This window comes from Couchioplanes azureus, assembly GCF_014648355.1.
Classification (GTDB): domain Bacteria; phylum Actinomycetota; class Actinomycetes; order Mycobacteriales; family Micromonosporaceae; genus Actinoplanes; species Actinoplanes azureus.
In genome coordinates this window covers 477,527-503,299 of the sequence record NZ_BMQY01000004.1, presented here as the reverse complement: position 1 = coordinate 503,299, position 25,773 = coordinate 477,527, and the positions used below count along the sequence as shown (strand labels likewise).

General features: G+C 74.1%; 21 protein-coding genes. 13 read left to right on the top strand and 8 right to left on the bottom strand.

Annotated features, from left to right (window positions below; all coding sequences use genetic code 11):
• The first annotated feature begins 128 nt into the window (after positions 1 to 128).
• The 3 genes from IEY99_RS17425 (at position 129) to IEY99_RS17415 (ending at position 2,423) form a co-directional block, all read left to right on the top strand.
• Positions 129 to 479 carry an S-adenosylmethionine decarboxylase gene (locus tag IEY99_RS17425; protein WP_189204413.1) on the top strand — a complete coding sequence of 117 codons (351 nt, stop codon included), beginning with the start codon at positions 129 to 131 and terminating at the stop codon, positions 477 to 479.
• 3 nt (positions 480 to 482) lie between these two features.
• On the top strand, positions 483 to 1,334 hold the full coding sequence (locus tag IEY99_RS17420) for a hypothetical protein (protein ID WP_229798849.1): 852 nt from the start codon (positions 483 to 485) through the stop codon (positions 1,332 to 1,334).
• A 111-nt stretch (positions 1,335 to 1,445) separates the two neighbouring features.
• Entirely contained in the window at positions 1,446 to 2,423 is a 978-nt protein-coding gene (locus tag IEY99_RS17415; protein ID WP_189204410.1) for a serine/threonine-protein kinase, read from the top strand.
• 19 nt (positions 2,424 to 2,442) lie between these two features.
• Here IEY99_RS17415 and IEY99_RS17410 read toward each other — a convergent pair whose 3' ends face one another.
• Together IEY99_RS17410 and IEY99_RS17405 are read right to left on the bottom strand one after the other, a co-directional pair.
• Positions 2,443 to 3,312, bottom strand: a complete 870-nt coding sequence (locus IEY99_RS17410; protein WP_189204408.1) for a universal stress protein — start codon at positions 3,310 to 3,312, stop codon at positions 2,443 to 2,445.
• Positions 3,309 to 4,769, bottom strand: coding sequence for an amino acid permease (locus IEY99_RS17405; protein ID WP_189204406.1), 1,461 nt, complete (start codon positions 4,767 to 4,769; stop codon positions 3,309 to 3,311). The genes IEY99_RS17410 and IEY99_RS17405 overlap by 4 nt, the downstream gene beginning before the upstream one ends.
• Positions 4,770 to 5,100: 331 nt before the next feature.
• On the opposite strand from IEY99_RS17405, the gene IEY99_RS17400 reads away from it, so the two are divergent.
• The 7 genes from IEY99_RS17400 (at position 5,101) to IEY99_RS17370 (ending at position 13,694) form a co-directional block, all read left to right on the top strand.
• Positions 5,101 to 5,451, top strand: a complete 351-nt coding sequence (locus IEY99_RS17400) for an STAS domain-containing protein (protein ID WP_189204405.1) — start codon at positions 5,101 to 5,103, stop codon at positions 5,449 to 5,451.
• 28 nt (positions 5,452 to 5,479) lie between these two features.
• Complete coding sequence (locus IEY99_RS17395; protein WP_229798848.1) at positions 5,480 to 6,502, top strand: alpha/beta hydrolase; 1,023 nt, start codon at positions 5,480 to 5,482, stop codon at positions 6,500 to 6,502.
• A 13-nt stretch (positions 6,503 to 6,515) separates the two neighbouring features.
• On the top strand, positions 6,516 to 7,751 hold the full coding sequence (locus tag IEY99_RS17390; RefSeq protein WP_189204403.1) for an ATP-grasp domain-containing protein: 1,236 nt from the start codon (positions 6,516 to 6,518) through the stop codon (positions 7,749 to 7,751).
• Positions 7,744 to 9,009: a cytochrome P450 gene (locus IEY99_RS17385; protein WP_189204402.1), complete on the top strand. Its 1,266-nt coding sequence runs from the start codon at positions 7,744 to 7,746 to the stop codon at positions 9,007 to 9,009. Before IEY99_RS17390 ends, IEY99_RS17385 begins: the two co-directional genes overlap by 8 nt.
• A gap of 203 nt (positions 9,010 to 9,212) precedes the next feature.
• On the top strand, positions 9,213 to 9,656 hold the full coding sequence (locus IEY99_RS17380; protein ID WP_189204401.1) for a DUF5990 family protein: 444 nt from the start codon (positions 9,213 to 9,215) through the stop codon (positions 9,654 to 9,656).
• Between the two features lie 215 nt (positions 9,657 to 9,871).
• Positions 9,872 to 12,946 carry a DEAD/DEAH box helicase gene (locus IEY99_RS17375; protein ID WP_308427055.1) on the top strand — a complete coding sequence of 1,025 codons (3,075 nt, stop codon included), beginning with the start codon at positions 9,872 to 9,874 and terminating at the stop codon, positions 12,944 to 12,946.
• A complete protein-coding gene (locus tag IEY99_RS17370; protein WP_229798846.1) occupies positions 12,939 to 13,694 on the top strand; it encodes an SWIM zinc finger family protein in 756 nt (251 codons plus the stop codon). The genes IEY99_RS17375 and IEY99_RS17370 overlap by 8 nt, the downstream gene beginning before the upstream one ends.
• 3 nt (positions 13,695 to 13,697) lie before the next feature.
• Here IEY99_RS17370 and IEY99_RS34295 read toward each other — a convergent pair whose 3' ends face one another.
• Complete coding sequence (locus IEY99_RS34295) at positions 13,698 to 16,334, bottom strand: VIT domain-containing protein (RefSeq protein ID WP_229798845.1); 2,637 nt, start codon at positions 16,332 to 16,334, stop codon at positions 13,698 to 13,700.
• Positions 16,331 to 17,080: a MerR family transcriptional regulator gene (locus IEY99_RS17360; protein WP_229798922.1), complete on the bottom strand. Its 750-nt coding sequence runs from the start codon at positions 17,078 to 17,080 to the stop codon at positions 16,331 to 16,333. The genes IEY99_RS34295 and IEY99_RS17360 overlap by 4 nt, the downstream gene beginning before the upstream one ends.
• Positions 17,081 to 17,161: 81 nt before the next feature.
• Between IEY99_RS17360 and IEY99_RS17355 the strand changes: the two genes are divergently transcribed.
• Positions 17,162 to 17,869 (top strand): cyclase family protein, encoded by a 708-nt coding sequence (locus IEY99_RS17355; RefSeq protein WP_189204399.1) that lies wholly within the window; start codon positions 17,162 to 17,164, stop codon positions 17,867 to 17,869.
• Here the strand turns inward: IEY99_RS17355 and IEY99_RS34935 are convergent.
• From IEY99_RS34935 to IEY99_RS17335, 4 genes are all read right to left on the bottom strand, one after another.
• The gene (locus IEY99_RS34935) at positions 17,845 to 20,286 is read right to left on the bottom strand and encodes an immune inhibitor A domain-containing protein (protein WP_268245122.1); all 2,442 of its coding nucleotides are present in this window, start codon (positions 20,284 to 20,286) and stop codon (positions 17,845 to 17,847) included. The two genes, IEY99_RS17355 and IEY99_RS34935, sit on opposite strands and share 25 nt — an antisense overlap.
• A gap of 48 nt (positions 20,287 to 20,334) precedes the next feature.
• Entirely contained in the window at positions 20,335 to 20,601 is a 267-nt protein-coding gene (locus tag IEY99_RS17345; protein WP_189204398.1) for a hypothetical protein, read from the bottom strand.
• A 445-nt stretch (positions 20,602 to 21,046) separates the two neighbouring features.
• Positions 21,047 to 21,853 (bottom strand): ABC transporter permease, encoded by an 807-nt coding sequence (locus IEY99_RS17340; protein ID WP_229798843.1) that lies wholly within the window; start codon positions 21,851 to 21,853, stop codon positions 21,047 to 21,049.
• Positions 21,850 to 22,749 (bottom strand): ABC transporter ATP-binding protein, encoded by a 900-nt coding sequence (locus IEY99_RS17335; protein WP_189204397.1) that lies wholly within the window; start codon positions 22,747 to 22,749, stop codon positions 21,850 to 21,852. Before IEY99_RS17335 ends, IEY99_RS17340 begins: the two co-directional genes overlap by 4 nt.
• A gap of 398 nt (positions 22,750 to 23,147) precedes the next feature.
• Here IEY99_RS17335 and IEY99_RS17330 point away from each other — a divergent pair, with 398 nt between their 5' ends.
• Positions 23,148 to 24,359 carry a sensor histidine kinase gene (locus tag IEY99_RS17330; RefSeq protein ID WP_373293381.1) on the top strand — a complete coding sequence of 404 codons (1,212 nt, stop codon included), beginning with the start codon at positions 23,148 to 23,150 and terminating at the stop codon, positions 24,357 to 24,359.
• Positions 24,360 to 24,798: 439 nt separating this feature from the next.
• Complete coding sequence (locus tag IEY99_RS17325; RefSeq protein WP_189204394.1) at positions 24,799 to 25,497, top strand: response regulator; 699 nt, start codon at positions 24,799 to 24,801, stop codon at positions 25,495 to 25,497.
• Positions 25,498 to 25,773 lie beyond the last annotated feature (276 nt).

Genomic DNA, 25,773 nt, shown 5'->3' with positions numbered 1-25,773 from the left:
CGCCGGACCCCGGGCCGGCGGTGCCCGGGACCCGTTGACGCTCCGTAGTAACTCGCTACATTTGGTGCGAGGCGGACTTACCGCCTTGTATTCGCAAACCGGACCCCTCGTCGCCCACAAGGAAGCGGATGCTGGACTTCAAGGACCTCGCACCCACCATCACCCGTCAGCGCATGGTCGTCGAGGGATACCCGACCTTCGTCATCACCGACGAGCACATCAAGGACTACCTGCGCCGGCTCTCGGACGTCACCGACATGATCACGATCATCGACCCGGTGACCCACGTCAGCGAGCTGTACGGCTGGGCCGGCTGGATCCACTGGGAGACCTCCGGCGCCCACTTCTACTCCTGGGAACGGCCGATCTCCTTCTTCAGCGTCGACATCTACACCTGCAAGGCGTTCGACCCGCAGGCGGTCGTCGACTTCACCCGGGAGTACTTCCGCACCACCGAGATCGTCGCGAAGGAGTTCTGAGCCGTGACCGCCGCGACCGGCACCCGCTACGAGCTGAGCCCCACGACGGCGCGCTGGGTCGTCGCCGGCTTCCTGGACGCGCACCCCGCGCCGCGCGGGCGCTTCGTCAGCGCGGTCGTCGGCCCCGACTCGCAGCTCGCCGACGTCGGCCGGGCGCTGGAACGGCAGGTCTTCGAGCGGACCTTCGGCAACGACGCCGCGGTCATGGCCGGCGAGTACGGCCCGTACGAGGCGAACAGCATCTTCTTCGTCGTCCTCGACCGCCGCCGCCGCGCCCCCGCCGGGGTGGCCCGCATGATCGAGAGCACCGGCCCGGGCGTCAAGACGATCGACGACGCCCCGCGGCACATCGGCGTGGCCACCGGCGACATCCTGGCCGCCCACGGCATGGACGGCGGCCGCGTCTGGGACTGCGCCACCCTGGCCGTGCTGCCGGAGTACCGCGGCAGCCGCTCGTCGCTGCTCGTCAGCTCCCTGCTCTACCGCACCTTCCTCGTCATCGGCGCCCGCCGCGGCGTCCGGCACGCGGTCTCCATGCTCGACCGTGGTGCGTACCGCAACATCGCGATGCTGGGCACGCCGCTGCGCCCGCTCGCCGGCTCGGGGCCCTTCGCCTACCTCGGCTCGCCCGAGAACCGGGCCGTCTACATGGACTTCCCCGCGATCGCCCCCGCCGTCGCCGCCCAGTCCGCCGTGCACCGCCGCGCGGCCCGGCCGGGCCTGGCCACGCTGCGCCCGGACGGCCTGCGCCGGATGCTCACCCGCCGGGTCGCCGCCACGGTCTCGCGGCGGGTCGGCACCGGCCGCGACCTCGACCACCTCATCGTCGTCCCGGACGCCGCGATGCTGCTGTGACGCCCGATCGCCCGATCGGCAGTCGAGGCGTTTGTTCCACCCGATGCCCGGGTACCGCAGCGGAGATCACGGCGCGGGCGGGGCGCCGTGCGCAACCTCGGGAGGTGGCCGATGCGCACGCTGGGCGGGCGGTACCAGCTCGTGCAGCGCATCGGGATCGGCGGCATGTCCGAGGTCTGGCGCGGCCACGACCGGGTGCTGGACCGGCCGGTCGCCGTGAAGATCATGGCGCCGGCCGTGGAGGGGACGCTCGGCGACGTGAACACCGTCGAGCTCGTCCGCACCGAGGCGCGTTCCGCGGCCCGGCTGGCGCACCCCAACGTCGCGGGCGTGCACGACTTCGGCACGTCGCCGGCGCCGGACCGGGAGGTGCCGTACATCGTCATGGAGCTGGTCGACGGGCAGACGCTCATGGACCACCTCGCCGGCGGCCGGCTGGACTGGCGCATCGCCGTGCGGATCTGCGCCGAGGTCGCGGCGGCGCTGGCCGCCGCGCACGCCGAACGGGTCGTGCACCGCGACATCAAGCCCGCCAACATCATGCTCACCCCGTCCGGGGCGAAGGTCCTCGACTTCGGCATCGCCGCGGCCACCGGCACCCCGGACCCCGACCCGGACGGCCCGGTCATGGGTACGCCGGCCTACGTGGCACCGGAACGCTTCGAGGGCCTGCCCGCCACCCCGGCCTCCGACATGTACTCGCTCGGCGTGCTGCTCTACCACTGCCTGTCCGGCCGGCTGCCCTGGCAGGCCGAGTCCGGCACCGCACTCGTGTACGCCCAGCGCTACCGCGACCCGGACCCGCTGCCGCCGGTCGAGGGCCTCGCGCCCGAGGTGCTCGACCTGTGCTCGCGGTGCCTGCACAAGGATCCGGCGGAGCGGCCGACCGCGCTGGTCGCGGCCCTGCTGCTGGCCGAGGCGGTGGACGCCCGCGTCTACGTTCCGCTGGCCGACCTGGGCACCCGGGTCCCGCGCCCGTCGGCGCTGTCGCCCTGGGACGAGCGGGCGGCGCAGGCGCCGACGGACGTCGCGCTGCCGGTGGAGCAGGAGACGGTCCTGCAGGAACGGCCCGGCCGCCACCGCGCCTGAGCGTCCCGCCGCCGGCGGCTCAACCGCTGCGCGGGACGACGACGACCGGGCGCCGGGCCCGGCGCAGCAGCCGCGCCGACACGCCCCCGAGCAGCACCCGCCGCGCCGGGCCGTAGCCGCGCGAACCGCAGAACAGCACGTCCACGTCGTCCAGCTCGGCGAGCTGGTCGACCACGTCGCCGACGCGGATCTCCCAGTCCACCCCGGTGTGCGGCACCGACTCCGCGGCCCGCGCCAGCGACCGCTCGTAGGTCTCCCGGGCGGTGTCGAGGAACGCGCGCTCGGCGTCCTGCCCGACCAGGAACGGCAGCGCCGCGTCCGCGCCGGCCACCACCGTGGAGAGCCGGACGCGGCCGCCGGTGCGAGCGGCCCACCGCGCCGCCGCCTCCAGCGCCGCGCGGCCGTCGGGTGTGTCCACGTATGCGACGCCGATGCGGCCGTGTGTCCCCGGCGGCGTCTCCAGGCCGGACGGGGCCACCGCCACCGGGCAGACGCTGCCGGCCAGGAGCCGGTCGGCGGTGCTGCCCGTGAAGAGCCGGTGCCGGGGACCCGCCCGCCCGGAACCCACCACGATGAGCTCGGCCCGCAGCTCCTCGGCCAGGTCGTGCAGGCCGTGCGCCGCGGAGCTCGAGGCGGCGATCCGGAACTGCGTGTCGCCGCTCGCGCCGGCGAGCAGCCTGCGGGCCTCCTCCAGCACGGCGCCGGCGGCCCGGTCGCGGTCGGCCACCCACTCGGCGTCCACCCGGCCCGAGCCCAGCGCCGCCGGCGCCGGGCGCACCACCGCCACCGTCAGGCCGACGCCGAGCACCGACGCCGCCCACCGGCCCAGGACCAGGGCGTCGCGGCCGGTGGCGCCGCCGTCCACCCCCACGATCACCGGGCCGGTCACGACGTCTTCCCTTCCCCGCGGGCCCAGCCCGGGGTGCCGCTGTCCGCGCGGCGCAGCCGGGAGTTGCGGTAGCCGTACAGGAAGTAGATCAGCAGGCCGAGCGCGAGCCAGACGACGAACCGGACCCAGGTGTCCCACGGCAGGTCGCTCATCAGGTAGACGGCGAACAGGACGCCCAGGGCCGGCAGCACCGGCGACCACGGCACGCGGTACGGCCGCGGCATGTCCGGCCGGGTCCGGCGCAGGATGATCACGCCGATGTTGACCAGGACGAAGGCGAACAGCGTGCCGATGTTGACCAGCTTGACGATCTCGGAGAGCGGGACCAGCGCGGCCAGGATCGCGATCAGCACGCCCAGGACGACGGTGAGCCGCGCCGGCGTGCCGTAGCGCGGGTTCACCGTGGCCAGCCGCTGGGGGAGCAGGCCGTCGCGGCACATGGCGAAGAAGATACGGGTCTGGCCGTACATGATGACCAGGACCACGCTGGTGATCGCCACGACCGCGCCGAGCGCCAGCACGGCGGCGGCCCAGCCGATCCCGGCGCCCTGGTCGAGCGCGGCGGCCAGCGGCGCGTCGCTGCCCTCGAGCTGCTGCGGGCTGGCGACGCCGATGGCGCCGACGGCGGTCAGCACGTAGAACACGGTGCAGATCACCAGGGAGCCGATGATCGCCAGCGGCAGGTCTCGGGCCGGGTTGCGCGCCTCCTCGCTGCCGGTGGAGACCGCGTCGAAGCCGATGTACGCGAAGAAGATGATCGCGGCCGCCGCGGTCACGCCGTCGAGGCCGGACGGTGCGAACGGCTGGAAGTTGCCGGTGCCGAAGTTGACCATCGCCACGACGATGAAGAACAGCAGCACGGCGAGCTTCACCACGACCATCACCAGGTTGACCCGGGCGCTCTCGGTGACGCCGCGGACCAGCAGCAGCGTGATGGCCAGGACGATGACCACCGCGGGAAGGTTGAAGACGCCGCCGTCCTCGGGCGACCTGGCGATGGCGTCCGGCAGGGTCCAGCCGAACGCGGCGCCGAGGAAGGCGTTGAGGTTGCCGCCCCAGCCCACCGCGATCGCGGCGACGCTGACGCCGTACTCGAGGATCAGGTCCCAGCCGATGATCCAGGCGACGATCTCGCCGAGCGTGGCGTACGTGTACGTGTAGGCGCTGCCGGAGACCGGGATCGAGGACGCCAGCTCGGCGTACGACAGGGCCGAGAACGCGCAGGCGACGGCGGCCAGCACGAAGGAGAGGATCACCGCAGGCCCGGCCACCCCGGCGCCCTCGCCGATGACCACGAAGATGCCGGTGCCGATGATGGCGCCGACGCCCATGGCGGTCAGCTGCAGGGGCCCGACGGCCTTCTTCAGGCCGTGCCCCTCCTCGGCGGTCTCGGTGATCAGCGACCGGACGTCGCGCACCGCGAACATGCCCGGTCTCCGGCCCGCAGTCGTTGCCATGACGCACCCTCCGCAGGGCGGCGGCCGCGCCGGGCCCGCCGCGTGTCACCAGACCCGGCCGCGCCCCGGGTGGCGGCCACGCCGGCGCCGTACATTGTCGACCGCCGCTGTCACCGTGGCTTCCACCTGCGCGGATCGCAAGATGATCTGCGTTATCCTGCAAACTTCCCCGCCCCGCTTGCCGATCCGCGCCCGAGCGGCGTAGACAAACCGCCGGCGGGTCGGCGGACCGGCTGTCCGCCCGGCGCGCACAGTTGTGCGGCAGCCTGCGGACGGAATGGCCCGCGCGGTACCGTGGGCACACGAGCACGATCTTCTCGAGGCGGGATGCATGGGCGAAGCCGTGATGACCACCCGGCGCCAGGCGGACGGCGCCATCGTGGTCGACGTGCGCGGCACGCTGGACGCGGCCACGGTCGACGCCCTGCGCGAGGCCCTGGTCGGCGCCCTGCACGCGGAGCGGCCCACCGTCATGATCGTCGATCTCACCTTCGTGACCTTCATGGACTCGCTCGGCGTCGGAGCCCTGGTCACCGGCTACAACACCGCCCGGGAGACCGGCACCCGCTTCCTGCTGCGCAACCCCAGCGCGTTCGTGCACCGCCAGCTGCGCGTCACCGGCCTCGCCGAGATGTTCGGGCTGGACCCCGCCCCCTCCAGCCCGCAGACCTACACCCCCTGAGCGGCGGCGGAGCGGTTAAGGTTCCGACATGGAGCCAGCGGCCGGAGCGTGGTGCACCGCGACCGAGATGGGGTTCCGGCTGCGCGACCACGAGCACCGGCTGGCCGGCGTACGGCTGGAGTCCGGCGTCGCCGCCGGTGACTTCCGCTACCGCGACGAGATCCGCGCCTGGGAGCTGCGCCTGCCCCGGCCCGCGGTGCAGCGCCTCGAATACCGGCTGACCCTGCGGCATCCCGGCGGCCGCGGCGAGACCGTCGCCGACCCGGACAACCCGCGCCGGCACGGCGACGCGTCGGTGCTCTGGTGCCCGGACTACCGCGAGCCGGGCTGGCTGCAGCTGCCTCACGGCGGCGGCCGCTGGCGCGACGTCTACCTGCCGCTGCCGCCGGTGCGCGGCGAGATGGTCGCCCGCGTCTGGTCGCCCGACGTGGCCACCGACCGGGTCGTCGTCGCCCACGACGGTCCCGACTACCACCGCTACGGCGAGCTCGGCCGCTACAGCGCCGCCATGATCGGTGCCGGGCGCGTGCCGGCGTACCACCTCGTGCTGCTGCCGCCGGGTGAGCGGCTCGAGTGGTATTCGGCCAGCCCGGCGTACGCCCGCGCGCTGGCCGTCGACGTGCTGCCCAAGATCTCCGCCGAGCTGGGCACCACCCGGCCCGTGGTGGGCGTCGGTGCCAGCCTGGGCGCGCTCGCCATGCTGCACGCCCAGCGCCGGCACCCCGCCGGGTTCGGCGGCCTGCTCCTGCAGTCGGGCAGCTTCTTCCGGCCGCGCCACGACCGGCAGGAGTCCGGCTTCCGCCGCTACCTGCGGATCGTGCGCTTCACCGGCCGGGTGGTCCGGGCCGCCGACGGCCCCGCCGTGCCGGTCGCGCTCACCTGCGGCAGCGTGGAGGAGAACCTCGCCAACAACCGGGACATGGCGCGTGCTTTGCGCGATCACGGGTACGCCGTGACGTTCGCGGAAGTGGCGGACGCGCACAACTGGACCGCCTGGCGGGACGCGCTCGACCCGCACCTCACCGAACTGCTGCAGAAGGTGTTCAACTAGCAAGGAGGCGCCAATGGCCGACGTCGAACACACCATCGGACTGCTGCTGGGCACCGAGGACGACTGGCCGAGGGCGTACGAGGCCCTGCTGCGCCGGGTGGGGGCGGTCACCGACGGCGCCGGGCGTACCCATCGCATCCGCAGTGTGCGGGTCACCATCGAGCCGTTCAACCTGCGCGACTCGCCGAGGCACGACCTGGTCATCGACCGGCTCGCCTACTGGTACTACCACCCGCGCGAATGGCTCAAGAAGGTCGCGCTGATGGACGACGTGTACCTGCTCAACAGCCCTTTCACCTTCCAGTCCATGGAGAAGCACGCCGCGTACTGCGCGATGATGCGGCTCGGCCTCAAGGTGCCGGAGACCGTGCTCGTCCCGTTCAAGAACCCGCTGGACAACTCCCGCTACGCCTACACCTCGGCGCGCTACAACCAGCCGTTCGACCTGGACGTGCTGGCCGAGGGGATCGGCTATCCGATGTTCATGAAGCCGTACGACGGCGGCGCCTGGGTGGGCGTGTCCAAGATCCGCAACCCGGCCGAGCTGCACGCCGCGTACGACGCCTCGGGGGAGCGGCTCATGCACCTGCAGGCCGCCGTCGAGGACTACGACGTCTTCGCCCGCTCGCTCACCATCGGCCCCGAGACGATGGTGATGAAGTTCCGCCCCGACCTGCCGATGCACGAGCGGTACGCGGTCGACCACCACTTCCTCGGCGCCGCGGTGGGCGAGGAGGTCGTCACCATCTCCCGGCTGGTCAACGCCTTCTTCCGCTGGGAGTTCAACTCCTGCGAGTCGCTCGTCAAGGGCGACGACGTACACCCGATCGACTACGCCAACGCCTGCCCCGACGTGGCCGTGACGTCGCTGCACTACTACTTCCCGTGGGCGATGGCGGCGCTGCTGCGCTGGACCGTCTACTGCGTGGTGACCGGCCGCAAGCCCCGCCTCGACATGGACACCTCGGCCTACTTCGCCGTCGCCGACGACCCGGACCTGTCCTATCGGGAGAAACTCGGCTTCTACCGGCGGCTCGCCGACGACTACTTCGAGACCGCCCGGTACGAGGAGTTCTGCGCGAAGCACCTCTCCCACATCGACGAGATGGTCCACGAATGGGTCGGCTCGCCGGAGTTCCGGTCCCTGCTCTGCGAGACGGTCCGCGCCATGTACCCGCCGCACGAGCACGAGCGCTTCCTCGGTCACTTCGGCGGCCTCATCGACGCCTGGCTGCGCGACAATGGCTGACCTGGCCGGCACCCTGCGCTTCGCCGCGGCCCTGCACGGCCGGCGGCTCGGCTTCGCCTACCACGGGTACCTGCGCCGCGACCCGATGTCGCTGCTGCACCTGCGGCCGGGGCGCGAGGACCCGTACGCCATCTACCGCGGCATGCCGGTCCTGCGGCCCACCCGGCTCGGCCACTGGGTGACGACCAGCCACGCCCTCTGCGACAGCGTGCTGCGGGACCGGCGCTTCGGCGTACGCTCCGCGGAGCTGTCGGTGCCCACGCCGCCGGCGGACGGCTTCGACATGTCCTTCCTCGACCGCGACCCGCCCGACCACACCCGGCTGCGCCGGCTGGCCCAGCCGGCGTTCGGACCCCGGCGCATCGCCGGCTACCGCGCGCGCGTCGAGGCGACCGTCGACCGCCTGCTCGGCGAGGCGGCCGCCAGAGGCGAGTTCGACCTGATCCCCGCGTTCGCCGCGCCGCTGCCGATCGCCGTCATCACCGACCTGCTCGGCGTCCCCGACGCCGACGCCGCCCGCTTCGCCCGCTACGGCGCGGTGATCGGCAGCGCCCTGGACGGCATCCGCTCGCTGACCCACGCCGCCCGCCTCCAGGCGGCCCGCGACGACCTGCACGCTCTCTTCGAGCGCCTCTTCGCCCTGCGCCGCGCCACGCCCGCGGACGACGTGGTCAGCGCCGTCGTGGCGGCCGAGGGGGACCGCATCCGGCCCGAGGAGATGGTCCCGATGTGCATGCTGCTGCTGGTGGCCGGCTTCGAGACCACGGTCAACCTGGTCGGCAACGCGGTGAACGCCCTGCTCGCCCACCCCGGGCAGTGGGCGGCCCTGTGCGCCGACCCGGCCGGGCTCGCCCCGGCGGCGGTCGAGGAGACCCTGCGCTACGACCCGCCGGTCCAGCGCACGGCCCGCTGCGCCCAGCAGGACGTGGAGCTGGGCGGCCGGAAGATCCGCGAGGGTCAGTTCGTGGTGACGCTCATCGGGGCGGCCAACCGCGACCCGGCGGCGTTCCCGGACCCGGACAGGTTCGACATCTTCCGCAAGCCGGGGGCCGAGCACCTCGCGTTCTCCAGCGGCATCCACTACTGCGTGGGAGCGCCGCTGGCCCGGCTGGAGGCGACGGTGGCCCTGCAGCGCCTCGCCGAACGCATGCCGGACCTGCGCCGGGCCGGCCCGCTGCGGCGGCGGTCGTCGAGCACGGTCCGCGGACCGATCAGCTTGCCGGTCCGTACGTCGGCCAAGGTCATGTCCACCGGGTGAGGGGTGTCCGGCGCGCTGTCGTGCCGGTGACCCGCGACCTTGCCGTACCCGTGATCTGTGACCTTGCCGCACCGATGCCCTGTGCCCTGTGCCCTGTGACCTGTGACCTGTGACGTGTGACCGGTCACCGGTGACTCAGGGCCGGCGTCCGGTGCCGGTGCCGGTGCCGGGGAAATGTCGGTGGGGCGGCCTAGAGTGCAGGCGTGCTGATCAGGATCGAGGGCGACGACCTGCCCGGGCGGCGGGGCGGGGCCGAGGCCGACGCCCTGCGGCGCGGCAACGTGCACGTGGGCGTGCAGCGCAGGACCGAGGTCGTCGACCGGTTCCCCGCCGACGCGGCGGGAGTGCGGTGGGAGCTCGAGGTCACCAGCCGCGAGGTCGACGGGCTGCTCGACGTCGGCGGTCCCTGGGTCCACGGGCGTCCCGGCGCCCGGTTCCTCTATCTGAGCTGGGGCGCCGTCGACGGCCCGGCCTTCGCCATGTTCCGGCGGGCCAAGCTGATGTTCGGCGACGTGCCCACCGGGACGCTGCGGGCCGCCCACGACGGCGCCGGTGTGCTGGTGGGCCGGCTCGGGCTGACCGGAGCGGACGGAGGACCGCGGTGCGCCCGGGTGCGGCCGCCCGACATCGCCTGGCGGCTCGAATGACCGGCACCGGCGTGACGGTGCTGCACGGGTTCGTCACCCGCGACGGGGCCCTCGCGCTATGGCTGGAACGTGCCGGTCCGCCGGAGGACGCAGGCACGGGACGGGAGCGAGGCACGCATCCCTTCGCGGTCCCAGCGGCCGGTGGCTCTGCCGCCAGCGGTGGTCTTGCGGCCGCCGCTGGCTGTGCGGCCGCCGGTGAGCCACGGGCAGCCACCTTGCTGCTGCCCTCGACCTCTGCCGGGCCGCTGCCTTCCCCGCAGCTCGGGACGGCGCCGCGGCGGGGGCGGCCACGGTTGCGGCCCTGGCGGGTGCCCGCGGTCGCCGTGCCGTTCGTGACCGGCGAGCTGGCCGACGAGCTGGGCGCCCGGGCCGCGCCGTCGGTGACCTACCTCGCCGAGGTCTGCGCCTTCGCCGCCGACCTGGTCGCGCGCGGGCGCGTGCTGCCCGCGGTGCGACCCGCGGGTCCCCGGGCCCGGACTCTCTGGCGGCCGGTGCTCACCGGGCCGGACGCCGCGCGGCATGCCGAGCTGATCCGGGTCATGCCCGCGGCCTGCCGCGCCGAGCGCGCCCGCCCCGGCGACGTCGCCGGCCTGCCCGCCGCCGACGCGCTGCACGCGGCCCTGGAACGCCTGGTCGACGGCCTGGTCCGCACCCGGCTGGCCGAGTCCCGCGTCACCCTGGCCGGCGCGCCCTGGCTGGCCGCCCTCACCGCGGACGGCGACCCCGTCGTCGAGGCCCCGCCCGGCGACCTCGACGCCGTCGCCGACGCGCTGGACGCCTGGCACGCCGAGGCGAGCAGCGGCGCCGCCGTCCGGGTCGTGTTCCGGCTCAGCGCCCTCGACGAGCCCGACCCCGACGAGCCCGACGCCACCTCCGCTTTCCACGCTGCCTCCGCTCCGAATGCCCACACCGCTGCGAATGCCACTGTCGCTGCGAATGCCGCTGCCGCTCCGGGCGGCTCTACGGCTCCGGCAGCGCTCGCGGCTTGCGACGCCATCGCCGCTTCGGATGCCATCGCCGCTTCGGATGCCGCTGCCGCTTCGGATGCCGGTGCCGCTTCGGATGCCGGTGCCGCTTCGGATGCCGGTGCCGCTTCGGATGCCGGTGCCGCTTCGGATGCCGGTGCCGCTTCCGTGGCGGACGGCGTCGACGGCGGCGGTGCGTGGTTGCTGGAGTTCCTGCTGCAGCCGGTCGACGAGCCCAGCCTTCTCGTTCCCGCCGCCGACGTGTGGCGTGATGCCGCCGCTCCGCTGCGGCGGTGGACGCACCGGCCCCAGGAGCGGCTCATCGCCGGGCTCGGGCGGGCCGCGCGGTGGTGCGGCGAGCTCGACGCCGCGTTGCGCCTGCCCCGCCCCGCCGAGCTGGTTCTCGACACCGCGGGCGCCCACCGCTTCCTCGGGCACGCCGCGCTGCTCGAGCAGGCCGGGTTCGGCGTGCTGCTGCCCGCCTGGTGGCGGGAGCCGCAACGCCTGGGGCTGGCCCTCGAGGTGCGCAGCGCGCCGGCCGCCGCGCCGGTGCTGCGCGACGAGGCCGCCGATCTCGCCACGATCGTCGGGTACGACTGGGGGCTGTCGCTCGGTGGCCGGGTGCTCACCGAGACCGAGCTCGCCGACCTGGCCCGGGTCAAGGTGCCGCTGGTCCGGATGCGGGGCCGCTGGGTCTACCTCGACCCCGAGCGGCTGCGGGCGGGCCTGGAGTTCCTGCGGCGCGGCGGCGGCACGACGACCGCCGGGGACGCCCTGCGCCTGGTGCGGCTGCTGCCCCCGGAGGAGGTGCCGCTGCCGGTGACCGAGGTGCGCGGCAGCGGGTGGGTCGCCGACCTGCTGTCCGGGCGGCTCGGCGAGCGGCTCGAGTTGCGGGAGCCGCCGCGGGGGCTGACCGCGGTGCTGCGGCCGTACCAGAGACGGGGTTTCTCGTGGCTGGCCTTTCTCGACGGCCTGGGCCTGGGCGCCTGCCTCGCCGACGACATGGGCCTGGGCAAGACCGTGCAGTTGCTGGCGTTGCTGCTGCACCGCGGCGACGGGCCGGCGTTGCTGATCTGCCCGCTGTCGGTGCTCGGCAACTGGCAGCGCGAGGCCGCCCGGTTCGCGCCGTCGCTGCGGGTGCGGGTGCTGCACGGCGCCGACCGGCCGGATCCGGCGCGGCTGGCCGACGGCGCGGACGTCGTGCTGACCACCTACGCGACCGCGACCCGCGACGCCGACGCGCTCGCCGCCGTGGCGTGGGACCGGGTCGTGCTGGACGAGGCGCAGCACATCAAGAACAGCGCGGGCGGGGCGGCGCGGGCGGTGCGCCGCTTCCCGGCCCGGCACCGCGTCGCCCTGACCGGCACCCCGGTCGAGAACCGCCTCGACGAGCTGTGGTCCATCCTCGACTTCCTCAACCCCGGCCTGCTGGGCAGCGCGCACACCTTCCGCAACCGCTACGCCGTGCCGATCGAGCGGTACGCCGACGAGGACGCCGCCGCCCGGCTGCGCCACGCCACCCGGCCGTTCCTGCTGCGCCGCGTGAAGTCCGATCCCGCGGTCGCCGGCGACCTGCCCGACAAGCGTCACACCCGCCACCTGTGCGGGCTGACCGCCGAGCAGGCCACCCTCTACCGCGCCGTGCTCGACGACATGCTGCTGCGGCTCAAGGAGACCACCGAGACCCGCCGCAAGGGTCTCGTCCTGGCCGCGATGACCAAGCTCAAGCAGGTCTGCAACCATCCCGCCCACCTGCTCGGCGACGGCTCGCCGCTGCCCGGGCGCTCGGGCAAGCTGGAACGTCTGGAGCAGATCCTCGACGCCGCGCTCGGCGAGCGGGAGAGCGTCCTGTGCTTCACCCAGTTCACCCGCTTCGGCGCGATGCTGGTGCCGCATCTCGCCGCCCGTTTCGGCGTGCCGGTCCGTTACCTGCACGGCGGCACCCCGCGCGGCGCCCGCGACGAGATGGTCGCGGCCTTCCAGGCGGACCGGCGGCCGGGGATCTTCGTCCTGTCGCTGAAGGCCGGCGGCACCGGCCTCAACCTCACCGCCGCCAACCACGTCGTGCACGTCGACCGCTGGTGGAACCCGGCCACGGAGGCGCAGGCGACCGACCGAGCCTTCCGCATCGGCCAGCACCGCGACGTGCACGTGCACACCCTCGTGTGCCTCGGCACCCTGGAGGAGCGCATCGACCGGCTCATCGCCGGCAAGGGCGTGCTCGCCGAGCGGGTGGTCGGCAACGGCGAGGGCTGGCTCACCACGCTCTCCACCGACGAGCTGCGCGACCTGGCCCGGCTGGATCCGGAGGCCGTCGGTGACTGACCGGTACTCCGCGCCCTTCGTGGCGATGTTCGAGGCGCTGCGGATGGCGCCGACCTTCGCCCGCGGCCGCCGCGACGCCCGCGCCGGGCACGTCCGCAGCCTGACGATCTCGAGCAGCCTGGTCGTCGCCCAGGTCCGCGGCCCCGACGACGCCCATGCCTTCCGCGCCCGCATCGCGGTCCGGGCCTTCGGCGCGGCGGAGTGGGCGCGCGTCGAGGACGACCTGGCCGCGCAGGTCCGCTACGTCGCCGACCTGCTCGCCGGCCGGATGCCGGACGACATCGACACGGTCTTCTCCGCCGCCGGCCTGACCTTGCTGCCGCTGTCGCTCGACGAGGTCGCGATGGACTGCAGCTGCGAGCGGTGGCCGATGCCCTGCGCCCACCTGGCGGCGACCTGTTACGCCCTCGCCGCCTCGTTCGAGAGCGACCCCTTCGGCGTCTTCGCCTGGCGCGGCCGCGGCCGCGACGAGCTCCTGGTCCGGCTGAGCCAGCTGCGGGGCACGTCGGCCCACGAGGCGGACGCGGCCCCGGCGGCCCCCGAGGCCGGGAACGCGGGTCTCGGCGACCCGGCCGACTTCTGGGGCGCGGGTACGCCACCCGCGCTCGCCCCGCCCCTCCCGCCGACGCGTCCCGACCTGCTGCTCGACCAGCTCGATCCGCCGGCGTTGCGCTACGGCGGCCGGCCGCTCGCCGAGCTCCTGCGGCCGGCCTACCTCGCGCTCCCACCGGCCGATCCGCCCCGGTGAGGGTCAGCGTCTCCAGAACGCCTTGTGCCCCCGGCCGGCCGGGGTGAAGCCGTCCAGGACCTCGCGGGCGTAGGCCCAGTCCGCGGCCAGGTCGCCCGGCGCACGCAGCCGTTCGACCAGCTCGCGCAGCGCGGCGACCTCCGGCCCGGTCATGCCCTCCAGCACGGCGGCGAGCCGGCTGCCCAGGTCGGCCAGCAGGTCACGCCGTTGCGCCGCGGGCCGGTCCTGCGCCTGGCGCAACCTCGTCGCCTCGACCGCGACGATCTCCGCCAGGCTTTCGAGGGTCACGCCCGAGGCGCTCGCCGCCGTCTTTCCCCGGCCGCGCGCCATGACCGCCGACGGCAGGGCCGCGAACGGCTGCGGTCCCCGCGCGAACCCGGCCCGGGCGGGCGCGAACCGCGGACCGCCGGGCGCCGCCGGCGGCGGGGGTGGCGGCATGCCGGGTGCGGGCGGCGCCGGTGGCATGGACGGCGCGGGCATGCCGGGCGCGGGCGGGCCGGGAGGAAATCCGCCGGGCGCGGGGCTGCCGGGCGCGGGGCTGCCGGGCGCGGGGCTGCCGGGCGCGGGGCCGCCGGGCGCGGGGGCCGCGAGCGACATCGGGGCGGCGGCTCCGGCGATCAGGAACGGTGCCGCCTGGTCGGCCATCTCCCATCCCGACGGCGCCTCCACCGGCTGGGTGACCCGGCGCCGCTCGCCGCCCTCGTGGACCACCCGGCTGTCCACCGCGACGAACGCCGTGAACCGGCACAGCACCCCGTACCGCAGCGATGTCCCTACGATCTCCTTCTCCAGGCCGTTCTCGCCGGCGGCGTAGCGGTCCTCCAGCTCCCGCAGCCGGGCGCGCGCCCACTGGGCGGTGACCGCCGGCTCGTCCCGCAGGTCGGCCGGGACCTCGACGGTGAAGGTCTCGTCGTCGCGGGTGCGGCCATGGACGGTCAGCGAGCCCGGGGCGGCGCCGGAGTACCGGCCGAAGAGGACCAGCGGCACCCCCGGGAAGATCGATTGCGGCCGGACGGGGTCGACGCCGGTCACGGTCACGTCGGTGGCCACCGGGGCGCCGATCCGGCGGTGGATCCGCTCCATCGCCTCGTCCAGCCGGTCCTCGCTCTCGACCAGTTCGCAGCGCCCGGCGCCGAGGGTGGCCAGGCGGCCGAGGAAGCCCGCGTTCACCGTCCGGTCGATGCCGACGGTGTGCACCCGGGTCGTGCCGACGAGCGCGCTGACCTCGGCGAGGATCTGGTCCTCGTTGCCCACCTGGCCGTCGGTGACCAGCACCAGCACCCGATCGCGCCCGGCCGCTGCCGACCCTTGCGAGCCGGCGGCCGCGGGCTGCTCCGATCCGGCGGCCGGGGTCTGCTCCGATCCGGCGGCCGGGGTCTGCTCGGCCCCGGCCGCCGGGGACCGCTCGGAATTCGCGGGCGCGGCTCTGTCGGACCCGGCCGTGCGGGGCCCGGCCGGCGTGGCGAGCAGGGAGAGGCCTTCGCGCAGGGGGGCGAGGAGTTCGGTGCCGCCGCGGGCGTCGGCGCGGGCGAGGTGCTCGACCGCGCGGAAGCGGTGCCGGTCGGTCGCCTCCGCCAGTTCGCCGCCGAGGTCCTGCGGGTAGTCGATCTGGTGGTCGAAGGTCAGGACCGCGAACCGGTCGGCGGCCGTGAGCGTGTCCACCACCCGGGCGGCGGCGCGCCGGGCGGCGACCATCTTCCAGCCGCGCATGCTGCCCGAGCGGTCGAGCAGCAGGACGACGTCCTTGGGCCCGGCCGGGGCGTCGGCGGCGGCCGGTGGCAGCACCACGAGCTGGTACGTACCGCCCGGCTCGTCCGCGGCCGGGTCCGGCACGCACACCGCGCCGGAGCCGTCGCCGGCGTACGGCAGCCGCAGGACGAAGTCGCGGTCCGCCCGCTCGCCGGGGGCGATCTCGAACCGGGTGCCGGCCGTGGTGACCGTGTGCAGGCTGGACCGCACCTCGTCCAGGGGCAGCCCGGCGGTGTCGATGTCGACGCCGATCGACAGGCGCAGCGGGTTGGGGAAGCCGGGGAGCAGCACCGGGGGAGTGATCCGCGAGGCGTCCGGCACGGCGTCGGTGTCGCGGGCCTGGCCGTCGCCGACCGGCGTGCCGGGCAGCGGGACGCCGGGCACGTAGCGGGGCGCCACGACGAGCGGGAACCGGAACGTCGCCGCGCCGTCCTCCCACGGCAGGGGGCCGACCAGGGCGAGCTCGACGACGACCCGCTCGCCGGGCACGATGTTGCCGACCCGCATGGTGAAGACGTCGGGACGTTCCTCCTCGGCGATGGACGCCCGCCGGCCGGCCTCGACGGCCCGGTCGTACGCCTCGCGCGCCGCGCCGCGCTCCTGCAGCTCGGCCTCGACGGTGCGCCCGTCGGCCGTCATCGTCATGCCGGTGACGGCGGCGCGGTCGGGCAGCGGGAAGACGTACGTGGCCTCCAGTGCGGTGTCGTAGGCGTTGACGAACTCGGTGGTGACGGTGGTCCGGGCGACGAGCCCGCTGATCCGGGTCTGGACGTCGAGCCGGTCCAGGGGGAGGTTGCCCCGGTCGGTGCGCAGAGCGCCGAGGCCGGCGCCGGGCAGGACGCGGATGCGGCCGAGCTCCGCCGGCTCCATCGGCGTGACGGACAGGGTCATGACGGGCTCCCATCATCGGTGTGCTGCTCACCGTCGGCATGCTGCTCGTCGCCGGTGTGCTGCGGAAAGTCGGCGTGCTGCGGAAAGTCGGTGAGCTGCGGAGAGACGGTGTGCTGCGGAGAGACGGTGTGCCGAGGACGGTCCGTGTGCCGCTCGTCGCAGGCGCGCGGGTCGGCGGGGGTGTGCGGGTCGGTGGGGGAGCCGGCGAGCAGGCCACGGGTGGCGAGCAGGTCCAGCAGGGGCGCGGCGGCGGCGGCGATGGCGGGGTGGTCGGCGCTCTGGGGGCGTACCGGAAGGATCAGGATGGCGCCGCCGCCCAGCGCGACGCCACCGACCTCCTGCACCGCGACGGCGGCCGGGGGCGGCGGAGCCGGAGGTGCCGGGGGAGCCGGCGGCGTCGCCCAAAAGCGGGGACGGGCCGGCGCGAGCGGGGCCGGCGGCGGGGGGACCAGCGGCAGCCGCGCCACGGCCGCGAGCTCGGCGTCGGTCGCGCCGGCGAGCTCCGCCTGGATGGCGGCCAGCGAGTGCCCCTGCGCCTGGCGCCGCTTGAGCGCGACCAGTTGCAGCAGGTGCCGCGGGCCGTAGAGGGCGATGCGGCCGCGCATGCCGGACGGGCGGTCGACGAGTCCGGTCGTCGTGTACCACCGGATGGCGCGCCGGTCGGGCACGTCGCGGACCCGGCCGTTGGGGGCGCCGGGATATTCCGCCGCGAGTGCCCGGCGTACCTGTTCGACGAGCTCGTCCATCGTCCACACGCCGACATCCTGACACTGTCAATGTGACAGTGTCAACGTGCGGGTCGGGGCCGCGACCGGCAGACTGGCCGGATGCGGCTCGATCTCGTCAACCTGTCGCACGTCGCCGACCCCGCGACGACCTGCCTCTATCCCGGCGATCCCGCCTTCGAGATGGAGCCCGTCGCGACCATCGCCGAGCACGGTTTCCGCCTGCACCGCCTGCGGCAGGGCGAGCACACCGGCACGCACTGGAGCGCGCCCGGGCACTTCACCGACGGCGCCGCGCTCGCCGACGACCTCGACGTGGACGACCTCTTCCGGCCCGCGGTCAAGATCGACGTCCGCGAGCGGTGCGCCGCCGACCCGGACTACGCGCTCTCGCGGGCCGACCTGCTCGCCTGGGAACGCCACCACGGCCCCATCCCGCCGGAGTCGGTCGTCGTGCTCTGGACCGGCTGGGACGCGAAATGGGGAACGGACGCCTACTACGGCTACGACCGCGACGGCGTCATGCACCAGCCCGGCTTCGGCGAGGACGCGGTCCGGTGGCTGATCGGCACCGGGCGCCTCGGCCGGCGCGGCGGCACCGGCACCGACACCTTCGGGCCCGACCGCGGCGCCGATCCGACGTACGCGGTCTCCCGGCTGGTCCACCGCGAGCACCGGATCAGCGTCGAGGTCCTGGCCAACCTGGCCGCGCTGCCGGCGACCGGGGCATTCCTGCTGTGCGGCGGCCAGATCGTCCGGGGCGGCGCCGGCTCGCCCGCCCTGATCTACGGAGTGCTGCCGCCGGGCTGAGAAACCCCGTTCACCGTCAAGGTGTACGGGGCGTACTGCGCGAGCTCCCCGGTCGGCTCGTCGTACGCCACCACCGCGACCACCTTCGGATACGACCGCAGCGCCGCGAACCGCTCCACCGGCACCTGCCGCGCCCGCCGCCCCGCGTCGTCGAGGCCGATCAGCCGGACGTGCCACGCGTGCACCGCCACCGGCAGGATCTGCGACGGCGACCGGAACCCGCGCAGGCTCGAACCGTCGCTGATCCGGTGCGATTCCACGGCCAGGTCGTCGACGTACCAGCCGCCCTCGTTCACCGCGCCGTCGCTGACGTAGCGCAGACCGAGGAGGACGGTCGTGCCGGCGTACGCGGAAAGGTCGTAGCGGTGCGGCACGAAACCGTCGGTGTGCCCGGTCACGCCGGGACCGAGCGGGCCGCGGACGGTCCGGTCGCCGGGGATCGCCCGGTACGTGCGCCCGCCGTCGGTCGACACGGTCACGTACCCGTAGTCGTAGCCTTCCTCGGCGCCGTAGCGGGCGCGCAGCGTCAGGGCGGGCCGGCCCTCGGGCACCCGCACCGACACGACCGCGGACGCGTCGGTGTTGCTGGCGTCGCCCGAGAACAGGGCGCCGTCACGGACCTGCCAGGTCAGCGGAAGCGGGGGCAGGGTGCGGGCGCCGCGGAACCGTACGGACCGCAACGCCGCTCCGGTCAGCGACCGCCCGGCGGCATCGCGCAACCGTACGTAGTCCGCGCCGTTGGGGGCGGCGCCCGGGCGCTCGTACGAGGCGGGGTTGGCCAGGTTGACCGTGGACCGCAGCCCGGGCACGCTGACCCGCTCGCGGGGCACGCCGGTCATGGTCCCGTCGCCGACGACCTTGTCGACCAGCGTCATCGTCTGGAAGTCGTGCAGGACGGCGTGCAGCCGTACGCCCGGGCCGAGCGCCTCCTGCACCGCGGCCAGCCCCTGGTGCGCGCGGTCGCGGTGCAGCCGCGACAGCACCGCCGGGCCGAACCGGTCGCGAAGATAGACCATGAACTGGTACGCGTGGCCGTAGTCGGACAGCACCTCATCGGGCTTGCCCTCGTCCCACAGGTTCAGCGAGCCCTGCGCCCCGCCGCACTCCCGCGGGTTGGCGTTGAAGGGAGTCCGCACGACGGCGAAGCCCTGGAAGCACACCAGATGGCTGTCCGCGCCGCGGTGGTACACGGTGGCGGTGGTGTCGGCGTAGCCCACCAGGCTCTGGGCGTAGTCGGACAGGCCCTCGTTCACCCAGAGGTCCTCGCCCGGATCGGTGTAGTACTGCAGCAGGTGCTGCCACTCGTGCGCGAACGTGCCCTCGTACATCCGGGGCCGGGCCGGGCGGCTGGTGCACAGGTCGTCGGTCGGCTCGTCCGCAGGGGTGGCCCCGGTGCGGTGCTTCCAGTCGTACGCGTCGATGGTCATGACGTTGCGGTCCACGAGCTCATTGAGCTGCGACGAGAAGAAGCCCGCGATGTACGTGGCCGCCTCGGGGAAGTCGTAGTAGTTGTCGTCGCGGACGTTGTCGACGAGGGTGACGGTCCGCTCGCCGGCGCCGGTGAAGTCGCCGGAGAGCAGGGGATCGGTGCCGTCGCGGTCCGGCGGGGTGCTGAAGGCGGCGGTCTCCCGGGGGTGGATCGTCGTGTCGAACTCCCGGACCAGGTCGGCGACCTGGGCGTCGGTCACGTCGGTCGAGCCGGCGGGCCGGCAGTCACCGGCGGGAAAGGTGAGGTCGTTCGCCACCCAGACCTCGATGTGCGCGCCGACGCCCCGCAGCGTGTAGTCCTTGCGGTAGAACCGCCCGCCGACGTCGTCGAGGGCGAGCCACTCCCGTACGGTGCCGGCGGCCGGGGTCGGCCTGGCGGCGCGGCGGGCGAAGCCTCGCGGGCGGGTGCCGAGCCCTGCGGTGGAGAAGGTCTTGCGGGAGGGGGGTCGGACGTCGTCGATGGGGGTCGAGGGGGCAGGCGCGGCGGTGATGTTTCTCCGGGTGGTGGCCGTTGTGGTCGCCGTGCCCGTCTCGTTCGAGGCGACGGCCGAGCGTGCGTCGGCTGCGGTGCCTCCGGCGGCTGCCGTGCCGACCGGGGTGTCTTGGATGGGTCCTCTACCAGCTGGGGTGCTTTGCGTAGCTTCTGTGCCGGTATGGCCTCTTGTGCCGTTGTGGCCCGCAGAGCCCTCGTGGGCGGCTAGGCCTGTGGTGGCCGCAGAGCCCTCCTGCGCCGCTGGGCCTGTGGAGGCCGCAGAGCCGTCGTGGCCCGATGGGCCTGTGGTGGCCGGAAAGCCCTCGTGGGCCGCCAGGCCCGTGGCGACCGCCAGGCCCGCGTCGGCGACCTTGCTCGCGTGGACCGGCGAGGCAGGCGACAACAGCAGGGGTGTGATCAGGAGGGCAGCGGCGGAGAGGCGAAGTGAGGCGCGCACAGCACAGGACGCTACCGCCACGTAGCGGTCAAAAGGTGCAAGACGCGGCTACTCGAAAAGCGAGTGGTGCCGCCCGCCCTCCGCCCGCGACCGAGCCCGCCGCCGCAACTGCACCACGACGGCGTCCCCGGCGGCGACCACCGCCCATCCGGCCAGCAACCACCCGGGCACCGTCCACCCTCGCCGAAACAGCAGGACGGCCAGCCCCGAGCAGACGACGACACCGAAGAGGGCCAGGACAAGCCGTAAGTTGAGCGCGCTGTACGGCTTGTCCACGGTTCCCCGACGGCCGGGAGGCTGCGCACCGATCGGCATGCCCTCAGCCTAAGACCGCCGCCCCGCCCGAGCGAGAGCGCGCGGCGCAGGCGTGCGGTCCCGCTCGGGCGGGGCGGCAGCCGCGGACCAGGCGGCCGTCCTCGTCCCCGTGCCGGCTCGAGGGGGCCGCCGGAGCCGCGGTCACCGAGGCTTGCCGTCCGGGCCGGAACTAGTCCGAGGTGCCGTCCGGGCCGGAACTAGTCCGAGGTGCCGTCCGGGCCGGAACTAGTCCGAGGTGCCGTCCGCCGTCGATGCCGACGTGTCGTCCACCTGGCGGCCGCGAAGCGCGGTACCGCAGCCGGCCAAGGCGGCGGTACCGACGCTAGGAGGCAGGGCTTCGACACATGGGCCGGGGCTCCCGACGCACGGACCTTGACTCCGACCCTCCGATCGGGGCTCCACGACGCACGGACCGTTGTGCCCACGCGCCTGCCGGGTCCAGCGGTCAGGACACCTCGCGGCGCAGGACCCGCACAGTGCCGAGCGCCAGTGGCATGGCTACCCAGAATGCGCAGGCCACGCCGAGCCGGCCCCACTGCCCGGCGCTCATCGTCGGTTCGCTCAACGCCAGCGACGTGACGTTGACGTCGAGCCACTCGGCCGCGCGCTGCAGCCACTTGACCATCCCGCCGATCACCGACCATGCCGTCGGGATGGCGAAGTACAGCACGATGGCCACCGGGGAGTTCAACAGCAACGCCCCGAACGCCGAACCCATGAGCACGAACATGACCTGGTTGAGCAGCAGCCGGCCGAGCTGGTCGGCGGTGATCTCCCAGCTGCCGTCCCCACCCGTACCGATGGCGACCAGGTTGGCCACCGCGGACAGCGCGGCCGCCGCTGCCGTCGCGGCCACCGCGATGAGCACCGCCGCCACCAGCTTCGCCACGATGACCCGCCCGCGGGCCGGAGTCAGGGTGAACGTGCCGAGCGCCGTCCGCTGCGACCACTCGCTGGTCATGGACAGGATGCCGAGCACGGGCAGCAGCACGCTCGCCGGCGCCAGGCCGAACGCGAGCAGCCCCCGGTACGTCTGCTCGGCATCCGGCGCCGCGGCGATCATGATCACGGCCGTGGCCGCCGCGGCCAGGCCCATGGCGATCAGCAGCCACAACCCCGACCGGGTGTCTGCCAGCTTGCGCAACTCCACCTGGACGAGCCGGATCAAGGACACCCTTTCCCCCGTACGGCCACCGGACGATCCAGGCGCAACACCGGGCGCGGAGGTCGGCGGATTCTGGACGGTGGTCATCGCACGGCCTCCTTCGCCGGCTCACCGGCGGTCAACGTCAGGAACAGGTTCTCCAGGCCGCTGCTGCCGGCCGGGCGCAGTTCGACCAGCACCACCCCCGCGTCGGCGGCCGCCCGCCCGACGGTCTCGGCGTCCGCCTGCACCACGACGCCCCCGTCGGTCGTCGCGGTGCCGATGAGCCCGGCGCGACGCAGTGCCATCTCCAACGCACTCGCGTCGAGCGCGCGTACCACCGTGCCCGACGCGGCGAGCAGTTCCTCCTTGGCTCCCTGCGCCACGATCCGGCCGCCGCCGATGACGACGAGCCGGTCCGCCACCGCCTCCACTTCGCGCAGCAGGTGCGAGGAGAGCAGTACGGTGCCGCCCCGGTCGGCGAAGTCGCGCAACAAGCCGCGCATCCAGAAGATGCCCTCCGGGTCGAGACCGTTGGCCGGCTCGTCGAGGACGAGGATGCCCGGATCGCCGAGCAGGGCGTATGCCAGCCCGAGCCGCTGTCGCATGCCGAGCGAATACGCCTTGATCCGCCGCTTGGCGGCAGTGCGGTTGAGGCCGACGCGTTGCAGGCTCTCGTCGACCCTCCGCGTGTCGACGCCCATGGTCAGCGCGGCCAAGGTCAGCACCTCGCGGCCGGTACGCCCCGCATGCTGCGCCGAGGCGTCGAGCAGCACGCCGACGCGCCGCCCGGGATTGCCCAGCCGCCGGTAGGGGACGCCGTCCACGGTCGCCGAGCCGGACGTCGGCGGGGTGAGACCGCAGATCATCCGCATCGTGGTGCTCTTGCCGGCACCGTTGGGTCCGAGGAAGCCGGTCACCGTGCCGGGCGTGCAGGTGAAGGAGACGTCATCGACAGCGGCGTGGGGCCCGTACCGCTTGCTCAGGTTGTGAACCTCGATCATGCGACTCAGCGTGCCGTGACCGGCCGGCGTGGCGCGTCGGCCACAGGTCGGCGCCGGCGAACCTTGGTCTAGAGCAACCTTCGACCTTGGTCGGTATCGGGCCTTGCGGCGGCAACCCTACGATGGCCGCCATGGGAGAGCTCGCGCCGGTACGCCCACACGGGCAGCCGGATCCGGTAGGCCTACATGGGCAGCCGGATTCGGAGAGCCCGCTTGGGCAGCCGGAGTCAGGGCGCCCGCATGGGCAGGCGGAGTCGGTGGACCTGCATGGGCGGCCGAAGTCGGTGGACCTGCATGGGCGGCCGGAGTCGGCCGACCTGCATGGGCAGTCGGATTCGGCAGGCCCGCACCAGCAACGGGATTCGGCGCGCCCGCCTGAGCAGCCGGAATACCACTGGCTGCTCCCGGCCGTCCTGCGCGACGAGGCGGATGCGCCACCCGGGCCGCGCTCGACCCGCGACTGGATCATCGACATCCTCTGCTTCGTCCTGAGTCTCGGCTGGACGCTTCTCGCAACGGCCGACCTGCTCAGCCCGGTTCAGGAGGTGATCCCGCAGTGGAGTTCCACCCCGGACTGGCTGGTCTTCACCGACCTGGCCATCGGTCTCGTGTTCTCCGTCGCGCTGTGGTGGCGCCGGCGATGGCCGGTGCAGCTCGGCGTCGGAGTGCTGATCTTCGGAACGATGTCGGTCACCATCGCCGTGGTCGGCTTGATCAGCCTGTTCTCCGTCGCGGTGCACCGCCGGTTCGCGGTGACCGGCGTGGTGACGGTGGGCGCGATGCTGACCAATGTGGCGTTCTGCCTGATCCGGCCCGAGCAGGGCACCGCCGTCGTGGAATCGGTGGCCTGGAGCCTGGCCATCGTGAGCATCGTGGTGCTCTGGGGAATGATCGTGCGGGCGCGCCGGGAGCTCGTGGTGTCGTTGCGCGACCGCGCGGAGCGGGCCGAGGCCGAGCAGCAACTGCGCGTCGCCCAGGCTCGTGCCCTCGAGCGCACCCGCATCGCCCGGGAGATGCACGACGTCCTCGCCCACCGCATCTCGCTGCTCAGCCTGCATGCCGGTGCCCTGGAGATCCGGCCGGACGCGTCGCCCACCGAGGTCGCGAACGCCGCCGGGGTGATCCGCGCCAGCGCGCACCAGGCCCTGCAGGACCTGCGCGAGGTCATCGGCGTGCTGCGCGATCCGGCCGTCGAGGCTCCGCCGGAGCGCCCCCAACCGACCCTGAGCGAGCTGCCCGCCCTCGTTGACGAGTCCCGCGCGGCCGGCATGAAGGTGAGCCTGTCGCTGACCGTCGACCGGCCCGGCGAGACGCCATCGGGCATCGGGCGCACGGCGTACCGGATCGTGCAGGAAAGCCTGACGAATGCCCGCAAGCACGCCCCGGGCACCGCGGTCCGGGTGTCCGTCAGCGGCGCGCCCGGCGAGGGGCTCACCATCGACGTCCGTAACCCGGCGCCGGTGGGCCGCCCGGTGTCGGTCATCCCGGGTACCGGCACCGGGCTGATCGGCCTCACCGAGCGAGCCACCTTGGCAGGCGGAACGCTGACGCACGGCCACGGTCCCCAAGGCGACTTCGTGCTGGTGGCATGGCTGCCGTGGCCCGACTGAGCACCGCCGCCGGACGGGCCGCCAAGCTACAGCGACCGGACAGGTGCGGAGCTGCCGGAGGGGCGCTGGGCCGGGAGGCCGCCGGGCGGGAGGAGCTGGGACGCCGCTCGGTTGGCGCGCTGGAAGGCCGCTGGCTGGAGAAGCTGGGAGGCCGCTGGGCGGGAGCTGTCGGCGGGCCGCTGGGCTGGAGGGGCTGGGAGGCCGCTGGGCTGACGTCGCCGGAGGCCGCCAGGCGAGAGCCGCCGGACGGCCGCCAGGCTAGGCGGCGGCCGGAAGGCTGAGCGCGTTGCCGGGCGACGAGGGACGTGTCTGAAACGTGGTGTGTTGGTTGCGAAGGAAGGTTCGGTGAACGGGGATGGGAGATGCGTTGCTCGGGGAAGACGGTGACCGTTGCGGCGGTGGACCGGTGCTTGCGGGCGGGGGAGTTGCGGCGCTGCCAATGCCGGACGGAGCAGTGCCCGTTTCCGGCAGCGTCCCGCAGTCCCCGCCGGTGCGGGTGCTGATCGTCGATGACGACGCGCTGGTTCGTGCCGGTCTGACCATGATCTTGTCGGGAGCCAGTGACGTCCGGGTCGTCGGTGAGGCGGCGGACGGCTCGCAGGTGCCCCAGGCAGTCGCGGAGCACCGGCCGGACGTGGTGCTGATGGACATCCGCATGCCGCGGGTCGACGGGCTGGCGGCGACCGAGGCGTTGCGCTCGCGAGCCGGTGCTCCCGAGGTGATCGTGCTGACCACGTTCGACGCCGACGAGGACGTGCTCCGGGCGCTGCGGGCGGGGGCCAGCGGTTTCCTGCTCAAGGACACGCCGCCGATCGACATCCTGCAGGCGGTTCGCCGGGTGGCCTGCGGTGAGGCGACGCTCTCGCCGACGGTGACCCGGCGGCTGATCGCCCATGTGGCCGCCCCGGACGGCAACGCCGGCCGCCTTCGTGCCCGCCGGCTCCTGGAGACGTTGAGCGAGCGCGAGCGTGACGTGGCGCTCGCCGTGGGGCAGGGCCGGACGAACGCGGAGATCTCGGCCGAACTGTTCATGAGCGTGGCCACGGTGAAGGCCCACGTGTCTCGCCTCCTGACCAAGCTGGACCTCGACAACCGCGTCCAGATCGCCCTGCTCGTCCACGACGCCGGCCTGGTGTAGACGCCCCCGGCGCGGCCGGCACCCGCGCCGAACGGCGGCGATTCACCACCGCCGCCGGCCTGGGCGTCGTCCTGACGGACGCGCCCGCCGTGCGCCCTCGGCCCGGTCGCGCGGACGTGGTGTGTGGTCGGGGTCGCGTCGCGCGGACGTGGTGTGTGGTCGGGGTCGGGTCGCGCGGACGTGGTGTGTGGTCGGGGTCGGGTCGCGCGGACGTGGTGTGTGGTCGGGGTCGGGTCGCGCGGACGTGGTGTCTGGTCGGGGTCGGGTCGCGCGGAC